The sequence below is a fragment of the Novosphingobium sp. CECT 9465 genome (genome assembly GCF_920987055.1).
In the GTDB taxonomy this organism is placed as follows: Bacteria; Pseudomonadota; Alphaproteobacteria; order Sphingomonadales; family Sphingomonadaceae; genus Novosphingobium.
In genome coordinates this window covers 278,766-296,368 of sequence record NZ_CAKLBX010000001.1, presented here as the reverse complement: position 1 = coordinate 296,368, position 17,603 = coordinate 278,766, and the positions used below count along the sequence as shown (strand labels likewise).

Here is a 17,603-nt window from a genome sequence, read left to right as displayed (position 1 = left end):
TCCCCCCTTATCGCGCCCATTTGCGTTCGAAGGCCCACACATCCTCGAACCCGATCAGGGAACAGAACTGCTTGAAATCGAACATCGGCAGGCCATCGGGATCGGGCGATCCGGGGCCATCCTTGATCTGTTGCAACGCGATTTCGGTAACCGCCGCGCTGATCAGGCTGGTCATCGACGGAAAGATTGCCAACGCATAGCCGATGTCCTGCAATTGCGCGGCGTTGAACATCGGTGTCAGCCCGCCATTGGCAAGGTTGGCCATCATCGGCGCCTTGATCCGGTCACACGCGATGCGCATTTCCTCTTCGCTGGTCAGCGCCTCGACAAACAGGATATCCGCCCCGGCGGCGCGATACTGTTCGGCACGGGCAAGCGCGCCCTCCAGCCCTTCACTCTGCCGCGCATCGGTGCGCGCGATGATCAGGGTATCCGCATTGCGGCGGGCATCGCACGCCACCCTGATCTTTTCGGCCATGTCATCGCAGCTTACCAGCCGCTTGAACGGGGTATGGCCGCACTTCTTGGGGAATTCCTGGTCTTCAAGCTGGATTGCGGCAACGCCTGCATCCTCATAACCGCGCACGGTGTGATGCACGTTCAGCAGGCCGCCATAGCCGGTATCGGCATCGGCAATCACCGCTGCGTTCGATGTTGCGCACAGCGTGGCCATACGGTCCAGCATCTGGGTGTAGCTGGCGATCCCGGCATCGGGCAGGCCATAAGCCGAGGCCGTCAGCCAGTAGCCGCTGCCATAGACGATTTCCATGCCGACATGGTTGGCGATTGCCGCCGTAATCATGTCCTGAATGCCCGGTGCGATGAAGAATTCGCCACGATCAAGCTTTTGGCGGATAATGGAATTGGCCATGATTCAGTTCGTCCTTTCTGGCTTGCGCCACAGCCACGGCTGGGCAGCGCGCTGCATGTTCTCAAATCGTTCGATGTCTGCGGCATGGGTCAGCCGGATCGTGTCCAGTTCGTCCCAGCCATTGAGCAGCGACTGGCGGCGGCGTTCATCCAGCGCGAAGCCGATCACGGTGCCATCGCCAAGCGTGATGGTGCAGGTTTGCAGATCGACCGTCATCGCCCGCGCCGCCTGCGCCTGCTGCACCACCGCCGCGTGATCTGCGGCGGGCAAGGTGATCGGCAGGATCGCGTTCTTGAAGCAGTTGGCATGGAAAATATCGCCAAAGCTGGGGGCGATCACACAGCGGATGCCGATCCCCGCCATGGTCCACAGCGCCTGTTCCCGGCTCGATCCGCATCCGAAATTCTGCCCCGCCACGATGATCTGCGCATCGCTCCACGGTGGCTGGTTCAAGACGAAATCCGGCCGAGGCTGGCCCTGCGTGTCGAAGCGCCAGTCGAAAAAGGCATACTGGCCAAGACCGGCGCGCTCTGTGATCAACAGAAAGCGGGCGGGATAAATGATGTCTGTATCGATATCATCCTGATCGAGCGGGGCGGCGATGCCGTGCAGGCGGTCAAACGTGTCCATGGCGTCAGCAGTCCAGCATCGAAAAGTCGGTGATATGCCCGGCCACTGCCGCAGCGGCGGCCATGGCGGGACTCATCAGGTGCGTCAGCGCGCCCGCGCCTTGCCGCCCCTCAAAATTGCGGTTGGAGGTGGATGCACACCGCTGGCCGGCCTGCAACCGGTCGTCATTCATCGCCACGCACAGCGAACAGCCGGAAGAACGCCATTCAAAGCCTGCATCAAGAAATATGCGGTCAAGCCCTTCGCGCTCTGCCTGTAACCTGACCTGTTCGGAGCCGGGCACGACCAGGGCCTGTACGCCTTCCTTCTTTCGCCGCCCGGCAAGTACCTGTGCGGCGGCGCGCAGATCCTCGATCCGGCCGTTGGTGCACGATCCGATGAACACTGCATCGATGGCAACGCCGGACAGGTGCTGTCCGGGGCGCAATCGCATGTAATCCAGCGCCTTGCGGTCCCGTTCGCTGGCCGGTTCGGGGATCGGCCGGGAAACCGCAATCGCCTGATCCGGGCTGGTCCCCCAGGTCACCATAGGCGCGAGACTAGCGGCATCAATGACGACGGCTTCATCGAACTGCGCGTCATCATCGCTGCGCAGCGTGCGCCAGTATGCAACCGCGCGGTCCCAGTCCGCGCCAGCCGGGGCATCGTTGCGCCCCCGCACATAGTCAAAGGTCACCTCATCGGGCTGGATCAGGCCCACCCGTGATCCGGCCTCGATGGTCATGTTGCACAAGGTCATGCGCGCTTCCATCGACAGCGCGCGCACCGCCTCGCCGCGATACTCGATGGCATGGCCGGTTGCCCCCGCAGACCCGATGCGCGCGATCAGCGCCAGGATCATGTCCTTGGCGGTGACGCCTGCGGGCAGGCGACCATCGAAGGTGACTGCCATTGTCTTCATGCGTTGCTGGATCAGCACCTGATTGGCCAGCGCACAGGCCACTTCGCTGGCACCGATACCGAAAGCCAGCGCCCCGAACGCGCCGTGCGTGGCGGTATGACTGTCGCCGCAGACCAGCGTGATCCCCGGCAGGGTAAATCCCTGTTCCGGCCCCACGACATGAACGATACCCTGCCGATCATCATCGGCACCGAAGAAGCGTATGCCGTTTTCCGCGCAATTGCGGACGTGCAGATCGATCTGGCTGCCTGCCTGGCCGGTTGCCCGCCACCCCCTGGGCCGCAGCGTAGGCACTGCATGATCGATCAGCCCAAGCTGGGTATCGGGCCGCCGCACCGGTAGATGCTTTTCGCGCAACTGGACAAAGGCCTGCGGGCTGCTGACCTCGTGCAGGAGCTGGCGGTCGATGTAGATCAGCCCCTGCCCGTCACCCAGATCCGCCACCAGATGGGCGTTCCAGAGCTTTGCATAGAGGGTGGATGGGAATACGGGCACGGACGATCTCCTCGCAGCCTCCATGCCGATAAGTCATTTCATGCGCCATAGACTTGCGTTAAAAGTCACCCTCGTTGACCAACAGGTCGTTTCATCGCGGCCGATCCGCGCGCATTGAAAGACATGCCCGATCCATTGACAGAACAGCCCGCCGACACCCTGAACGCCACGCAGACAGTGGCCGCGATCCGGGCTGGCCGCCTGACCGCAACGCAGGCCGCGACCGCATGTCTCCACCGGATCGCCCTGCGTGATGGCGCGATCCAGGCCTGGGCGCATCTGGACCGCGCAACCGCACTGGAAAGTGCCCGATCCACCGATGTTGCTGGCGCCACCGGCGCGCTGGCGGGCCTGCCCATCGGGGTGAAGGATGTCATCACCACGCGCGATTTCCCGACGACGTACAACTGCCGCTTCCACGAAGCTGCCCGTTCCGATGCCCATGCCGATGCATCCTGCGTTGCCATCCTGCGCCAGGCGGGTGCAACGATCATCGGCAAGACCGCCACGGTCGAACTTGCCTCTATCGGCGCGGTTCCGCCCACGATGAACCCGCAGGCGCCCGGCCATACGCCCGGCGGTTCGTCCAGCGGATCGGCTGCCGCCGTCGCCGATGGCCATGTTCCGGTGGCTCTGGGCACGCAGACCGGCGGATCGATCATCCGTCCGGCCTCGTTCTGCGGGGTATGGGCGCTGAAGCCCACATGGGGGCTTATCGCCACGGAAGGCGCCAAACCATTCTCCCCCAGCCTTGACACCATCGGCTGGTTTGCCCGCGACGCTGGCGATCTGGGACTGGTGCTCGATGTCTTCGCACCCGGCCAGCGCGATGTGCCGCCGTTGCAGGACTTGCGCATTGCCCTGTGGCAGACCCCGGTCTGGCACGCTGCCGAGGCGGATACACGCACAGCCATGACGCAATGCGCCACGATGCTTGCAAAGGCCGGCGCCAATGTCGAACAGCTTGTCCTTCCACCGCTTTTCGAAGCGCTGGCCGAGGATCAGTTAACCATCATGTTTGGTGAAGGCGGCCGGTCATTCCTGCGCGAAGCGGTGCTGGGACCGGACCTGATCGCCCCTGCAATACTCGATATGGTGCGCAACCGGCGCAACATCACCGCACAGATACTGCGCGAGGCGATGGACCGCACCGCCCGTTGTCGCGCGGAGTTCGACCGCCTGACCGCGCCGTTCGATGCCGTGATATGCCCAAGTACGCCCGGTCCAGCCCCGTTCGGGCTTGATGCCACCGGCAGCCTGATTTTCAACGGCATGCTCACCGCGCTCAACATACCGGCGGTCAATATGCCGCTGCACCGGACGCCCGCCGGATTACCGGTAGGTCTTACGCTGTGCGGTCCCCGCTGGTCGGATCACAAGGTACTGTCAGTGGCGCAGGCCATAGGCACCCACACAAAAACGCAACCCTGAAGCCCTACCCTTGACTTTTTGTTCGCAGATGGCACGAATGAGGCAGAAAGGGATCGCACCATGGAAATCCAGCAACTCAAGCATCTGCTGGCGGCTGTCGAAAGCGGCAATCTGCTCAAGGCCGCCGACAAATGCTGCATCTCGCAATCCGGCTTGAGCCGCAGCATCAAAAGCCTTGAAAACAGGCTGGGCGTTCCTTTGCTGATCCGTGGCCCCAAAGGGGTCGAACCAACGATCTACGGCTTGTCTGTGATGCGCCGTGCGAATGTGATCCTCAACGAAGTGGCCAAGTCGGTCGATGAAGTAAAAGCCATCGAACAGGCCCGCGTGGGCGAGGTCAAATTCGGGATCACCCAGAACTATGCAGGGTATGTCGTGCCTGAACTGCTGGCACGGTTGCGCCGGGAACGCCCCGGAATGCGGTTCACCATTGTCGCCGATGGGTTCGTGGAACTGCTGGAAATGGTCAAGGCCGAAGCGATTGATTTCGCGTTCGGACTGATCGGCCAGATTCACCGCAACGATGGCATCGTGATCGAACCGCTGCACGCCCATCGTTCGCAAGTGTTCTGCGCTCGCAACCACCCGCTGGCAGAACGCGGTACTGCCACGCTACAGGATCTGCACGACGCCCACTGGGCCATGCTCAACAGCGAAGGGGTTCAGCGCGCCTTCGCCATCTTCTTCGAATCGCGCAGCATGAGTGTGCCGTGGCAGGTGCTCAAGACCAACTCGATCGAACTGATCCGGCACTGGCTGGAAGATACCGACATCCTCACAGTGCTGCCGGCAGCGGTCATCAGCGAAGCGGTTGAGCAGGGACGGATCGTGCCGCTCGAATGCGAAACGCCGGTTGCGCAGACCCGTGTTGGCCTGTTCTTCCGCGAAGGCGGCCTGCTGACGCCGCAGGCCGAACTGCTGATGGAACGCTTCCGCGCCATCTGACCGGAAACCGGCTGCACTGCAAAACCCCGTGCCGCCGCGAGCATTGCCAAATGCTCAGATCAGGTGACCGCAAAGGCATTATTTCACCTCCCTCCCCTGAGGTAGAGGATCGCATCCATGCGATAGAGGGTGAGATGAAGGCAGACTTGGACGTTGCGATCCTGGGCGCAGGCCTTGGCGGAATCGGCATGGGCTGTATGCTCAAGGCGCAGGGCATCACCGCTTTCCGCATCTTCGAAAAGGAAAGCAGGCCGGGCGGAACCTGGCGCGACAATGCCTATCCCGGCGCGGCATGTGACACAGAATCGCATCTTTATTGCTATTCCTTCGCGCTCCACCTTTCGGTCAGCAGGCTTTATGCCGGGCAGCCCGAACTGCTGCGCTATGCCGAAAGCCTGATCGATGGCCACGATCTGGCCCCGCATATCGCCTATGACAGCGAAATCACGCAAGTACGCTGGGACGATGCCCAGATGCTGTGGGCGATCACTTTCGCCAATGGCAACACGGTGACGGCGCGGGCGTTCATCGCCGCGTGGGGGCAGCTTAACCGGCCCCAAGTGCCCGATATTTCCGGGGCAGACCGCTTTGCCGGACACCAGTTCCATTCGGCACGCTGGCCCGCCGATCTCCAGCTTTCGGGGCAGCGCATCGCCAGCATAGGCAATGCCGCCAGCGCCATCCAGTATATCCCCAGCCTTGCCCGGCAGGCCCGCCACCTCACCGTGTTCCAGCGCAGTCCCAACTGGATCGTTCCGCGTGGCGACCGGCCGTATTCGCCGGAAGAACTGGCGCTTTATACCAGCGATCCCGAAGCGTTTCGACGCAACAAGGCAGAACTGTTCGCGTGGCGCGAAACCACCTTTCTGCGGATGCGCGAAGGCAGCGATGAAGCCCGCCTGATCGAGGATGAGGCCCGCGCCCATCTTGCCCGGCAAGTGCCCGATGAATCCCTGCGCGCCAAATTGCTCCCGGACTTCCCGCTGGGTTGCAAGCGCGTGTTGCGATCGGATGATTACTACCCGGCGCTGATGCGTGACAATGTTGCCCTTGAAACAGCGCCAATCCGGGAAATCGTGCCCGAAGGCATCGTCACGGCGGACGGCGCGCTCCACGCGGTGGATATCATCGTTTACGGAACCGGGTTTGAAACGCAGTCATTCCAGGGTCCGGTCGAAGTCTTCGGGCGCAACGCTGCCAGCCTGCGATCCGCGTGGGCAGGCGGCGCGCGCGCTTACAAGGGAATGACGGTGCCCGCCTTCCCCAATTTCTTCATGGTCTATGGTCCCAACACCAACCTGGGCCACAACAGCATCCTGTCGATGTTCGAGGCGCAGTTCGGCTATATCACGCAGGCGCTCAGCCATGCGTTTGCGCGCCACTGCGCGGTGGACGTGCGCGAGGATGCCTATCTTGCCTATGACGAGGCCCTGCAGCACGAAATGTCCGGCACCGCATGGGCCGGGAACTGCACCAGTTGGTACAAGAACGCGCAAGGCCGCGTGGTCAACAACTGGAGCGGGCCGGTGCAGGCCTATATCGACGCAACCAAGCGCTTCGATGTAAACGCCTATCAATGCCTTGAAGCCGTGCCTTCATGATGGCGACCATCGAAGCCGGAATAGAGTTTGACCCGGATGTCAGCGCCTATCTGGCAATGGTCAAGGCGACCGCCCGGCCAAGCTTTGAACAATTGACCGTCGCTCAGGCACGCCAAGTCTATCGGGCGGCGCGTGACAGCGTCGGCCTTCCGGTATTGGCGGGAATAGAGACGCTTGATGACAGTTTCGCCGGACGCCAGTGCCCGGTCGCGGTGCGCCGCTACCTTCCCGCAGGCGCGGGCGAAGGTCCGGCGCCGGTCATCATGTTCCTGCACGGCGGCGGCTGGGTCATCGGCGATCTTGATACCCACGACGCCATCTGCCGCCACGTGGCCATGGCCACCGGGTTGCAGGTTGTCAGCGTGGATTACCGGCTGGCCCCCGAACACCCTTCGCCCGCAGCGGTCGAGGATTGCTTCGACGCTCACGCCATGCTGATCAACCGCGCGCGCACATGGAACGTGGACGTGCGGCGGATCGTGCTGATGGGGGACAGTGCTGGTGGCGCGCTGGCGTTTGCTACGGCACTGCACGCCCGCGATCTGTGCCGCCCCATGCCCGCAGCACAAGTGCTGTTCTATCCGGTATGTGATCTGAGGGGCGGCACCGCATCCTATGCGCAAGTGCGCAACGTCCCCATCACCGCCGCGACGATGGCGTGGTTCCGGCAGCATTACTGCACTTCACCGGCCGACTGCGCCGACTGGCGCAACTCTCCGCTGCTGGCCGAAAGCCTGCTGGGGCTATCGCCCACATTCATCGCCGTGGCCGGTCACGATCCCTTGCGCGACGAGGCTTTTGCCCTCGACAAACGGTTGCGCGAAAGCGGGTGCGCCACGCACATGCGCTATCTGCCGGGTCACGTCCACGGCTTCCTGACGCTGGGCGGACTGATCGGCGAAGCGCAGCAAACCATCACCGCAGCCGCAGATTTCATCCATAACTGCGTGGCCTGACCGCCAACTGACGCTTGGCCACAAATCTCAACAGACACTGCATTTAACTCAACACAGACCGGCAAGCATTGCGAACGATGCATTGGGCCGCTTTGATGCGGCATCGGCGCACTGGCGCTTGCTTCACAGTAAAACAGGGACAGACATTCGCATGAACGACCTTGCCGCGATCGAAAACAGATCGACAATCTGCCGGGTAACCTGCGGCTGGAAGAAAGAGTCGCTGCCCCTCGAAGTCGTGCGCCGTTACTGGCGCGACGTGCACAGCCCTTCGATTGCGCGGCGCGATGGCATCCACGACTATCGTCATTTCCAGTACGATCCGGTTGTCTCCGATCTGTTCGCGCCGGTCGCGGGCATAACCTTTGCCTGTCCCCAGAACGAACAACTGATGTGGACATCGGATGTGCGCTACCGCGATGAGGCTGGCCTTGAGGCGTTCGGCAAATCCCCTCCGCGCGATGTGCTTCCCGGCATTCTTGGCGATATCGACCTGATCGTTGACCAGAGCACGACTTACAAGGCCTTGGGCACCAACGCCTGGACTTACAAGGACGCCACCGGGATTGCGATGCCGCAAGGGCTGCCAGCCAGCCCGACGTATCAACTGTTCCTGCGGCAGAAGGGGGATGAAGCATCGTTCCGGGCGGCGCTGCGGGCGCTGGTGGAATCGTGGCAGAATCATCCGGCCGTGATCCGCGCCCGCCTCAGCCTGTTCGACGTGCCGGACATGGAAGCGGAACGCAAGGCAGGCTACCCGGTCAAGACGCACCCGGTAGAGCGCCAGTATCAGGCGTGGATCGATCTGGTCGTCACCGATCCCGCCAATGCGGCCCACCTGCTGGGTACAGCGCCCGGCCTTGCCGATCACGTCCACACGATTCACGCCTATCCGGTGACCACGCTGTGCACCTTCAACTATGATGGCCGCCCGACGCTGGCCGGGCTGCGCGGCTTTCCGGCATGGGACGCGCTGACCAGCCTTGGCGGTTACCATCAGGCCGCGCCCGAAATCCTTGAATGGATGTATGGCGATGTTGCCAAGGACGTGACGCTGCCGCAGGGGGCGGCGCAGTGAGCGGTTTTCGGCCCGATACCGTTTCCGGCAGGCTGGTTGCATGGATGCGCGCGACCGCGCAGGGCACCATCCCGCCCGAAATCCGCCACGAAGCCCGGCGGCTGCTGCTCAACCAACTCAAGGCTTCGGTCGGCGCGGTGGATCAGGAAGCCATCACTCTCCTGAACGCCTGGGCGCTGGAAGAAGCGCAAGGCGGCACCGGGGCGCATGTTCACTGGCTGGGCACCAACCTGCCGCCCGCGCTGGCCGCGATGGTCAACGGTGCGCTGTATGAAGTGCTCGATTTTCACGACACTTACATCCCGTGCTTCATGCATGCCGTATCGGGCGTTCTGCCCGCCGTGCTGGCACAGGCCGAGGCGGAGCAGAAGTCAGGCCATGAACTGATTACCGCGCTGGTCATCGGGCTGGAAGTGGAACTGGCGGTCGCGCGGATGCTGATGCCCACCGGGTATTATCGCGGCATGGTTCCCGCAGGGCTGACCGGCGGAGTCGGTGCTGCAGCAGCATGCGCCGTGCTTGCCGGGCTGAACGATGAACAGATGCAGCATGCGCTGGGCATTGCGATGTGCACCCCGGCAGGGCTTTATGAATCCGCAGGCAGCCACACATTGTCGCTGGTCACTGCATATGCGGCGCGCGGCGGGATCAACGCCTGCACACTGGCCCGGCGCGGGTTCACCGCACCGCCCACCGCCTTCGAAGGCGATCAGGGCATGTTTGCCGCCCACAGCGACGAAGACCGGGCCAAGATCGAACCGGTGCTGGAAAGTCTGGGGCAGGAATGGCGCATTCCTGGCCAGACCTACAAGGTCGTCCCGACCGAGACGATCACGCACGGCCCGGTGGAATGCGCGCTGGAAGTGCTGGGCCGCGCGAACGGGCGCACCATCGATCGGTTCGATTTCAAGGTCCAGGAAATCGTTGTTTCCATCGTGCAGGGCCGCCGGGAACGCTTTGGCCGCCCAGCCAGCGCACAGCAGGCCACTTTCGACCTGTGCCATTGCGTGGCGGCGGCATGGCTGCGCGGGCAGTTCACCACCGCCGAAACCGCCGAAGCGTGCTATACCGATCCAGCGGTAATCGCGCTGTCAGACCGTGTTTTCCTGACCGCCGACCCGGACCGCCCGACCTTCGAAGGCTGCACCCTTGTTGCCACCTTCACCGATGGCAGCACGGAAACCTGCAACGTCGATTTCTTCCTCGGCACCCCCGGCGCGCGCGTACCGGATGACAAACTGGCCGCCCTGCTGGCACAATATGGGGCCGACATCCTGCCCGAAGGCCGGGCGCAAGCCATCACCGAAGCCATCTGGGCGCTTGACGATGCGCCATCGGTGGCCCCGCTCATCGCCCTCATCAGCAAGGACTGATCCTATGCCGACCATTACCATCCCCGGTGGCGAAACCATCTGGTACAAGAAGACCGGCACCGGCAAGCCTGTGCTGCAAATTCACGGTTCGGCCTTTGGTCACCACAACTTTGCCCGGATGACACCGCTGATGGCCGAATCCTTCGAAGTGATCGACTTCGATCTGCCCGGATATGGCGAAAGCACCGGTTCACTGCGCGAAGGCGGCATGGCCGGGATTGCCGAAATCGTCTACGAATTCATCGTGGCGCTGGGGTATGACAAAGTCAGCCTGCATGGGACTTCGTTCGGCGCGATGATCGGGGTAAACCTTGCCGCACGTCACCCGGAAGTAATCGACCGCCTGGTGTTCAGCTGCTTCGTCGCCAAATACGATCTGGCCGCGCGGATGATGCGCAAGACGTGGAAACAGGCCGCGCGCGACAGCGGGATGACAGCGGTGACCGATCTGACATCGGTCGCAGGCTTTGCACGCGGTTATTACGAACGCCCCGAAGCGCAGGCGCAGTTCGACGAGATGTACGAGGCATTTTCGGCAACCGAACCCGAAGCCTTCATCAAGGGCACCGAAACCATCGAAGCCACCGATCTCAGCCCGCTGCTGCCCCGCCTGACGATGCCCACGCTGCTGCTGGGCGGCGCGGAAGACAACATGACTCCGTTCAGGACCGCGCCAAGCGGCGTCGGCTTTTCGCAGATCGCAACCATCCTGCCCAATTGCGAAATGCATATACTGGAGGATTGCGGGCACTATCTGGTGATCGAGCAGCCCGCCGAAGCCGCGCGGCTCGCCACGGAATTCCTGTTGCGCGCATGACCGGCCAGCAGGACCATTTCATCCCCGGTCCCAACGGGCGCCTGTCGATCAGGACCAAGGGGCTTGCCGGCAAGCCGCAGCATGTCGTGCTGCTGGTTCACGCATCGAACATCACCGGGCAGCTGGCCTTCGATTTTCAGTGGGACGAAAAGCCCGGCTATTCGCTGATGGACGCCATCGTGGCCGAGGGCATGGGTGCGGTCACCCTTTCGCTCAGTGGCTATGGCCTGTCCGATGCCCCCGCCGATCCGCTGGCCTACGATACCGAAGCCGCGATCCGGGATCTGGACGCAATCGCCGCATGGCTGGCCGATCAGGGTGTGCCACGCTTCCATCTGGTCGGCTGGTCATGGGGCGGCCGCATCGCCGGACAATATGCAGCGCGCCATTCGCAGCAGGTCGAACGGCTGGTGCTGATGGACCCCGCGCTGGGCGGCAATGCCCCGGTACTGCCCGCGCCCGGACCGGATGAAGCCTGGTGGATCAACCGCACGGCCGATTACATGGTCCGGCTGGAACCTGAATATACCGAACCGGCCATGCACCGCGCCTTTGCCGAAGCGGTGGAGCAGGTTTCCCCCCGCGCACCCAACGGTGTGCGCCGTGAAAATGCGCTGGGCACCATCGCGCTGGAACCCGATACCCTGACGATGCCGACCATGCTGATCTACGGCCACGCTGCGGCCCGCGCGCCCTATATGCGCGGAAAATACACGCGACAGGACTTTTTCGAAGCCCTGCCGTGCGAGGACAAGCAGTTCGTCATCATCCCGCGCTCCAGCGATTATGGACACCTGCAAGGCACCCGGCACCTGTTCCAGCGAGCGATAACGTCGTTCCTCCAGCTTGCAGACGCCTTCATCCCGGTCATCCCTCGCTGACAGGCGCACTGCCATGACGACGACGCCTTATGTGATGTACAATTTCCCCGGCTGCCCGTTTTCGGAACGGGTAGAGATACTGCTCGATCTCAAGGGGTTGCGGCATCTCTATGCCGATCATCCGCTGGACCTGTCACAACCGCGCCCGCAATGGCTGCTCGACAAGACCGGCGGATCGGCCCAGCTTCCGGCGCTGGATACCCCGCAGGGCGTTTTGCGCGAAAGCGAAGTCATCATGCGCTATCTCGACGCAACGCATGGCGAGGTGCCGATCGCGCGGGCAGATCCTTATGAACACGCCATCGAATGCCTGTTCGCCGCGCTTTCCGGCGCACTCAGCGTGGCGGGCTATACCCTGCTCAAATCGCAGGATCCGGCCAGGCGCGATGAACTTGTCGCCGCACTCGACCAACGCTTCGCCGCGCTGGATGCCTACCTGCTCCGCAATGCAGCAGGTGCAGACTTTCTGTTCGACCGGTTCGGCTGGGCCGAAGCCATGATGGTGCCGACGCTCAAACGGCTGTGGTGCGCCGAATACTATGAGGGCTACGCAATCCCGCAAAGCTTCGCCCGCCTTCACCGCTGGCGGGATGCGGCTCTCGCCCACCCCGCCGCGCAATTGCACAGCCGCGAAGAGATCGTGAAGCTCTACTTCGATTACAGCCGGAATGCCGGCAGCGGAGCGCTGGTCGCAGGCCGGACCGTATCCAGCTTTGCCCTGGAACCGCACTGGAGCACGCGCCCCTGGCCACCGCACGACAAGCGCGCCATCGCCAGCGACAGCGATCTGGGGCTTCTACCCTAGACTTCAGGCGATTGTATCGTTTGCAAACGATGTAATCGCCAAACTTCACCCACCTCATCGGAACCGCCGTAGCGTCCGCATTTGCGGCGGCAATTGCGTTCGCCTGTGCGCGGAGTGCATGCGCCGGAGGCGGCAAGCAGTATCACGGACGCAACAAGGGGCGGTGACCGTTTCCCGATCACCGCCCCCTGTCGTGTCACATCACTCAGAAGTCGGCGGCAACCGTCACGCCATACATGCGCGGCAGCGGCAGATAGCCCGACAGATTGCCCTGGAAATCGTTGAGGCGTGTCAGCTTCAATACGTTTTCAGGGGTCTGGTTGTTGGTCAGGTTATCGACAAAGGCGGTAAACCGGTAACGATCGGTCTTCACGCCGGCGCGAAGGTTGACGACAACGCGTTCAGCCGTCGTGGCAAGGTTGTCGGGCAGCACGTATTGCTTGCTCTCGAACCGGCTGTCGGCCCGTGCGAACCAGCCCAGCGTATCGCTGAGATCGCCATCGAACGCGACACCAAGGTTGCCCGCCAGCTTGCTGGTGCGCGGAACCTGATTGCCGGCCAGGTTTAGCGGTACGTGTGCCCCCCCGATGCCTGCGGCACGGTCACGACCTTGCTCTTGTCGCACTGGGCGACCGCAAGGCACAACGCGCCGGTCGAAAAGTCCAGTGTGCCTTCACTGAACTTGGGATCGGTGTAAGCCACGCCGAGGCTGAGGCTGAAGCCGCGCACAGGCGCGAAGTTCAGTTCGAACTCGGCGCCCTGACTGCGGGCACCACCGAAGTTCTTGGTGACAAGGCCGGTGTTGTTCGGATCGTCCGAAGGTCCGAGAATCTGATAGTCGCTTGAATCCACCCGGAACAACGCACCGTTGATCTGGATGCGATTGTTCATGAAGGTGGTCTTGACGCCCAGTTCATACGAACGGTTCGTTTCAGACCCGAACGTCCGCTCCGCAGCAATAGACGCGCGGGTATTGGCCCCGCCCGGCTTCACCCCCTGGCCGAAGCTGGCATAGGTCATGATGTTTTCAAGGATTTTGTACTTGGCCGAAAACCGATAGGCGTCGGTATCGTAGCTGAATTTGAAAGGCGCGCCGAGCGGGCGAACCGTGTTGGGAAAGGTCGTGCTGCGCACCTGATCGGTAACCGTGACATAGTGCGACCGGCGATACTCGCCTGAAAGCGTCATGCCCTCGAACACGTCCAGATCGGCGCTAACAAAGCCCGAATAGCTTTCGTTGTCGGTCTCGTTGATCGTCGTTCGGGTGGTACTGGGATTGCCATCATAGGTCGTGTAATCACGGGTCAGCGCAGAGGCTGGCACCAGGCCAGCCGGAAGGCTGGTGCCATCAAGGCTGATGATGGTCGAGGTAAGACCATCATCCTTCGAATAGTACCCCCCAATTGAATAGCGGAATGGCTTGTCGGACGGCGAATTGAAGCGCAGTTCCGCGTTCCAGCCCTTGGTATTGCCATCGGATCCGAAGTATTCCAGCATCTTGGCAACACTGCCGTTGTTCAGCAGGAAATCGATGCCGTTGCGCGTCCCGGTAAAATCGTTGAACCGGCGCTCGACCGAATCCTGATAACCGATCAGCAGGCCGATATCGCCATACCCCAGTTCATACTTGGCGCGGATATTGCCGAAATAGACCGTGCGGTCATTGCCGGAAATTTCCGAAGAGGCAGGCGGATTGGCAACCTCGACCGGGTTGAACTTGATCGGCCCGCAATAGACGGTGAACTGGCCAGCCGTCACCCCGGACGCGATCCGCGATCCGCAGTTGTTATCGGCATAGACCAGCGGCGTGACATCGAACTGGTCACGCCCGAAATAAAAGCTGCCATCGATGGTCAGGCGGTCGGTCGGCGTGAAGTGCGCCGAAACGCGCACATCGCGCTTTTCATAGCCGCCGGTCTTGTTGCCGTTGAGCGCATCCTTGTAGATGCCGCCGAAATTCTCGTAATTGCCGGCAATGCTGATCGACAGGAGATCCTGAACGACCGGCAGCACGATCAGGCCCTTGGCATGATAGTAATCGCCATTGGCGGCTGACGCTTCGAACTTGCCCCCGAAATCGCTGCCCGGAACCTGCGTCACATAATTGATGACGCCTGCATAGGCGTTCTGGCCATAAAGCGCAGCGACAGGGCCTTTGACGATTTCGACCCGCGCGATGTCGAGCATCGAGACGTTGATCGAACTGGCGGTTGGCAGCGGCACCGCATCGAGGAACGAGACAACCCCGGAACTTCCACCAAGGCCGACAACGCCGCGAATGATCGGCTGGGTCGAGAATTCCGCACCGGCCGAGTTGATGATGACGCCGGGGGTAAGATAGCCGATGTCACGCGCGTTGCGAACGCCCGATTCCTGCAGTTTCGCGGCCGACAGCGCGTTAATGGACAGCGGAACTTCCTGAAGCACTTCTTCCTTGCGACGGGCCGTCACGACAATCGCGTTGCCCTCTTCGGCCTCAGCTTCGACAGGCGCCGGCTCGGTCTGCGCATGGGCCGGTGCCGCAAACGCCGCAAGGGCAAGCAGCGAAGACGAGACAATCGCCCTGATCCTGAAATTTCCTCGATTTGCAGCAGTGTAATCCATGTTACCCCCCTTAGAGATAATATCTGGTGGTGGTTGCGTTAGTTGAGCGAAAGCTCCACCTGCATGCGATCGACAGCCTCTTTCTGGATGGGCGTCGTTACGCGGTTTTTGAGCATCGCCAGCGCGTCCAGCAGGACGGGCGTGGATGCATCGCTGTGGTAGATGATTTCCCACATTGACTTGGTCACAAGGGCCAGGACGTTCTTTCGCGGGAAGAAACTGGCGTGGCCGTGCTCCTCCTCGGACGCCATTTTGGCCCCCAGTTCATCGGCAAGTTTGCCAGAAGCAGAAGCCGCCCCCTGCATTTCAGGCCCCTGCAATTCGACACTGGCCGTCTGGGCATGAACCGGCGCGGCCAGACCGCCTGCAACGATCATTCCGGCTGCATACCAGGCGGAGAATATGATGCGGAGAGCGGTCATTTCGCACCTTGCTTCACGGCGACAAAGTTTTCGGCTTTGGTGGGATCGCCCTTGCCCGAATACCGTGCCGTGGCCGGATAGGCGAAGTGCGGTCGCGAAAAGGCGAAGTCGGACGGCTTCAGGCGCGGCAGATCGACACTGAAGAAATCAAGGCTGGTCTCAGGCTTTGGGTGATAACCGACCAGCTTGTCCGGGGCCTTGCCGTTTTCGACCCATTCGGTCAGCGCGGCCATGTAATTGATCGCATAGGCACCGGCGCCGCCGCTGCAATGATCCATGCCGGGCACCATGAACAACCGGGCAAAGGCACCGGTCGGTGCCGGACCGCCCATCGTCCGGGTCATCGTTTCATAGTAATCGATCGAAGGCAGCGGCGGAACCGACTGGTCATCCCAGCCGTGCACCATGATTAGTTTGCCGCCGCGATCACGGAACGGGCGCAGGTCCGGGTTGGCCGGGCTGTTGAGCGTATCCACCACGATCGGATCACCGCGCCCTTGCAGCTTTTCGGGCACGGTCTGTTCACCGGCCAGGCGGGCGGGCTGCAGGTAGTTGTTGATCCAGTTGAATTCAGACCCGTACTGCGCCCCGCGCCCCTTGTTGATCTTGCGCACGACATCGACCTGTTCGGCGCTGAGGCAATCGGGACCATTGCCCGATTTGCACTGCAAACTGGCCGGATCGAAGCCGCACTTGCGCGGATCGCCGATCAGTTCGTCCTTCACGCCATCGTTCATGTCGCACTGCGCCACGACCGCGCGATGCACCAGCAATGCCTTGCGGTTCGGCAGGATCGCATTCCCGGCAGCATCGAAATTGAAGATGGCAGGATCGACTTGCGACGGATCACGGCGCGGCCCGAACGGTCCCATGCTGGCGGGCGCAATCGCCACGATGCCATCGAAGTCCTGGGGGAAGCGCTGCGCCTCTACCATGCCTTGCCGACCGCCGGTGGAGCAGGCGAAGAAGTAGCTGTACTTCTCTTGCCCCGCATAGAACGCGCGCAGGATGGCCCGCCCGGCCACGGTGGTTACATGGGTGGCGCGATAACCGAAATCGACCAGCCCCTGCAGGTTGTTGTCGACCCAGTTGTTGTCCGAAAGGGTCGAACGGTGGCCCATGTCGGTGTGCAGGCAGGCATAGCCATCGCGGACATGCCGGGTGCACGCCAGCGCCACGGCCACGCTGCCGCAACTGCCGCCGCAGCCGCGCACAAGATAGCGCCCGCTCCAGTTCGACATCGGCAGGTACAGGCCGAAATTGACGGTGGGATTCACATAACCCTGGACATCGCAATAGGCGCCGACATCCCCCTTGGCAGGTTTGTAAGTTGCCGAGACGATATGCGTTGGCGCGCCTTCAAGATCGTGAAAACGCCCTCCGGCCAGTGCAGTGCAGGCCTCTGGCGCCATGGTGCCGGCGCCCTGGCCTGCGGCGACTGCCGGCCCACCGGCGATGGTATCCTGCGCGGCTTGCGCGGCATAGAAGCCACTGCTGGCCAGTGCCAGGCCCGTTGCTGAGATCGTAAGGAATGCGCGCTTCATGGTAGGTCCCGCATGTTGCGTTGTGTTGACAAGACTACCCTGAATAGGTCTGCGTTTTAGCGCGCTTTGATCCATCCTTGTTGTGTTTTACGCATAGTGCGTCACAGGTGGGCGTCAGCTGTCAAATGCCCGCAAAGATTGGCCAAAATTGCAGACAAAACGGGGCGAAGCGCCGCCATGCCGCGCTTCGCCCCGGTTTTGGAAATGTCAGGGGCCGCGCTGGCGGCACCTGGCGTAAAGGTTCAGTCG

At 62.2% G+C, this 17,603-nt stretch carries 16 protein-coding genes; 9 read left to right on the top strand and 7 right to left on the bottom strand.

All coding sequences use genetic code 11. The features are described 5' to 3' along the window. Window positions 1-7: 7 nt before the first annotated feature. The 3 genes from LUA85_RS01425 to leuC are packed head-to-tail and all read right to left on the bottom strand — an operon-like array spanning window position 8 to window position 2,921. Window positions 8-871, bottom strand: a complete 864-nt coding sequence (locus LUA85_RS01425; protein WP_231466558.1) for an oxaloacetate decarboxylase — start codon at window positions 869-871, stop codon at window positions 8-10. 3 nt (window positions 872-874) lie between these two features. Then, window positions 875-1,501: a 3-isopropylmalate dehydratase small subunit gene (gene leuD, locus LUA85_RS01420; RefSeq protein WP_231466557.1), complete on the bottom strand. Its 627-nt coding sequence runs from the start codon at window positions 1,499-1,501 to the stop codon at window positions 875-877. Between the two features lie 4 nt (window positions 1,502-1,505). Further along, complete coding sequence (leuC, locus tag LUA85_RS01415; protein WP_231466556.1) at window positions 1,506-2,921, bottom strand: 3-isopropylmalate dehydratase large subunit; 1,416 nt, start codon at window positions 2,919-2,921, stop codon at window positions 1,506-1,508. 111 nt (window positions 2,922-3,032) lie between these two features. Here leuC and LUA85_RS01410 point away from each other — a divergent pair, with 111 nt between their 5' ends. From LUA85_RS01410 to LUA85_RS01370, 9 genes are all read left to right on the top strand, one after another. Continuing rightward, on the top strand, window positions 3,033-4,328 hold the full coding sequence (locus LUA85_RS01410) for an amidase (protein ID WP_231466555.1): 1,296 nt from the start codon (window positions 3,033-3,035) through the stop codon (window positions 4,326-4,328). Window positions 4,329-4,388: 60 nt separating this feature from the next. After that, entirely contained in the window at window positions 4,389-5,273 is an 885-nt protein-coding gene (locus tag LUA85_RS01405; protein WP_231466554.1) for a LysR family transcriptional regulator, read from the top strand. A 134-nt stretch (window positions 5,274-5,407) separates the two neighbouring features. Beyond that, window positions 5,408-6,874 (top strand): NAD(P)/FAD-dependent oxidoreductase, encoded by a 1,467-nt coding sequence (locus tag LUA85_RS01400; RefSeq protein ID WP_231466553.1) that lies wholly within the window; start codon window positions 5,408-5,410, stop codon window positions 6,872-6,874. Further along, complete coding sequence (locus tag LUA85_RS01395) at window positions 6,871-7,830, top strand: alpha/beta hydrolase (RefSeq protein WP_231466552.1); 960 nt, start codon at window positions 6,871-6,873, stop codon at window positions 7,828-7,830. Before LUA85_RS01400 ends, LUA85_RS01395 begins: the two co-directional genes overlap by 4 nt. Window positions 7,831-7,981: 151 nt before the next feature. Then, window positions 7,982-8,908, top strand: a complete 927-nt coding sequence (locus tag LUA85_RS01390) for a hypothetical protein (protein WP_231466551.1) — start codon at window positions 7,982-7,984, stop codon at window positions 8,906-8,908. Next, a complete protein-coding gene (locus tag LUA85_RS01385) occupies window positions 8,905-10,281 on the top strand; it encodes an MmgE/PrpD family protein (protein WP_231466550.1) in 1,377 nt (458 codons plus the stop codon). The genes LUA85_RS01390 and LUA85_RS01385 overlap by 4 nt, the downstream gene beginning before the upstream one ends. 4 nt (window positions 10,282-10,285) lie before the next feature. Next, window positions 10,286-11,098 (top strand): alpha/beta fold hydrolase, encoded by an 813-nt coding sequence (locus LUA85_RS01380; protein WP_231466549.1) that lies wholly within the window; start codon window positions 10,286-10,288, stop codon window positions 11,096-11,098. Further along, window positions 11,095-11,979: an alpha/beta fold hydrolase gene (locus LUA85_RS01375; RefSeq protein WP_231466548.1), complete on the top strand. Its 885-nt coding sequence runs from the start codon at window positions 11,095-11,097 to the stop codon at window positions 11,977-11,979. The genes LUA85_RS01380 and LUA85_RS01375 overlap by 4 nt, the downstream gene beginning before the upstream one ends. A gap of 13 nt (window positions 11,980-11,992) precedes the next feature. Next, the gene (locus LUA85_RS01370; RefSeq protein ID WP_231466547.1) at window positions 11,993-12,784 is read left to right on the top strand and encodes a glutathione S-transferase family protein; all 792 of its coding nucleotides are present in this window, start codon (window positions 11,993-11,995) and stop codon (window positions 12,782-12,784) included. 205 nt (window positions 12,785-12,989) lie between these two features. Here the strand turns inward: LUA85_RS01370 and LUA85_RS21550 are convergent, their stop codons facing one another. Genes LUA85_RS21550 through LUA85_RS01355 form a run of 4 tightly spaced genes read right to left on the bottom strand, consistent with a single transcriptional unit; the run spans window position 12,990 to window position 17,354 of the window. After that, window positions 12,990-13,409 (bottom strand): TonB-dependent receptor, encoded by a 420-nt coding sequence (locus LUA85_RS21550; protein ID WP_253073875.1) that lies wholly within the window; start codon window positions 13,407-13,409, stop codon window positions 12,990-12,992. Continuing rightward, entirely contained in the window at window positions 13,349-15,388 is a 2,040-nt protein-coding gene (locus tag LUA85_RS01365; protein WP_253073874.1) for a TonB-dependent receptor, read from the bottom strand. The genes LUA85_RS21550 and LUA85_RS01365 overlap by 61 nt, the downstream gene beginning before the upstream one ends. Window positions 15,389-15,426: 38 nt before the next feature. After that, on the bottom strand, window positions 15,427-15,810 hold the full coding sequence (locus LUA85_RS01360; RefSeq protein WP_231466546.1) for a hypothetical protein: 384 nt from the start codon (window positions 15,808-15,810) through the stop codon (window positions 15,427-15,429). Then, window positions 15,807-17,354, bottom strand: coding sequence for a tannase/feruloyl esterase family alpha/beta hydrolase (locus tag LUA85_RS01355; RefSeq protein WP_231466545.1), 1,548 nt, complete (start codon window positions 17,352-17,354; stop codon window positions 15,807-15,809). Before LUA85_RS01355 ends, LUA85_RS01360 begins: the two co-directional genes overlap by 4 nt. Between the last annotated feature and the right edge of the window lie 249 nt (window positions 17,355-17,603).

Coding starts and splice junctions, on each gene's coding strand:
- LUA85_RS01405 (WP_231466554.1), top strand. CDS start 4,389: ATGGAAATCCAGCAACTCAAGCATCTGCTGGCGGCTGTCGAAAGCGGC.
- LUA85_RS01380 (WP_231466549.1), top strand. CDS start 10,286: ATGCCGACCATTACCATCCCCGGTGGCGAAACCATCTGGTACAAGAAG.
- LUA85_RS01360 (WP_231466546.1), bottom strand. CDS start 15,810: ATGACCGCTCTCCGCATCATATTCTCCGCCTGGTATGCAGCCGGAATG.
- LUA85_RS01370 (WP_231466547.1), top strand. CDS start 11,993: ATGACGACGACGCCTTATGTGATGTACAATTTCCCCGGCTGCCCGTTT.
- LUA85_RS01400 (WP_231466553.1), top strand. CDS start 5,408: ATGAAGGCAGACTTGGACGTTGCGATCCTGGGCGCAGGCCTTGGCGGA.
- LUA85_RS01375 (WP_231466548.1), top strand. CDS start 11,095: ATGACCGGCCAGCAGGACCATTTCATCCCCGGTCCCAACGGGCGCCTG.
- leuD (WP_231466557.1), bottom strand. CDS start 1,501: ATGGACACGTTTGACCGCCTGCACGGCATCGCCGCCCCGCTCGATCAG.
- LUA85_RS01365 (WP_253073874.1), bottom strand. CDS start 15,388: ATGGATTACACTGCTGCAAATCGAGGAAATTTCAGGATCAGGGCGATT.
- LUA85_RS01395 (WP_231466552.1), top strand. CDS start 6,871: ATGATGGCGACCATCGAAGCCGGAATAGAGTTTGACCCGGATGTCAGC.
- LUA85_RS01390 (WP_231466551.1), top strand. CDS start 7,982: ATGAACGACCTTGCCGCGATCGAAAACAGATCGACAATCTGCCGGGTA.
- LUA85_RS01425 (WP_231466558.1), bottom strand. CDS start 871: ATGGCCAATTCCATTATCCGCCAAAAGCTTGATCGTGGCGAATTCTTC.
- leuC (WP_231466556.1), bottom strand. CDS start 2,921: ATGGAGGCTGCGAGGAGATCGTCCGTGCCCGTATTCCCATCCACCCTC.
- LUA85_RS01355 (WP_231466545.1), bottom strand. CDS start 17,354: ATGAAGCGCGCATTCCTTACGATCTCAGCAACGGGCCTGGCACTGGCC.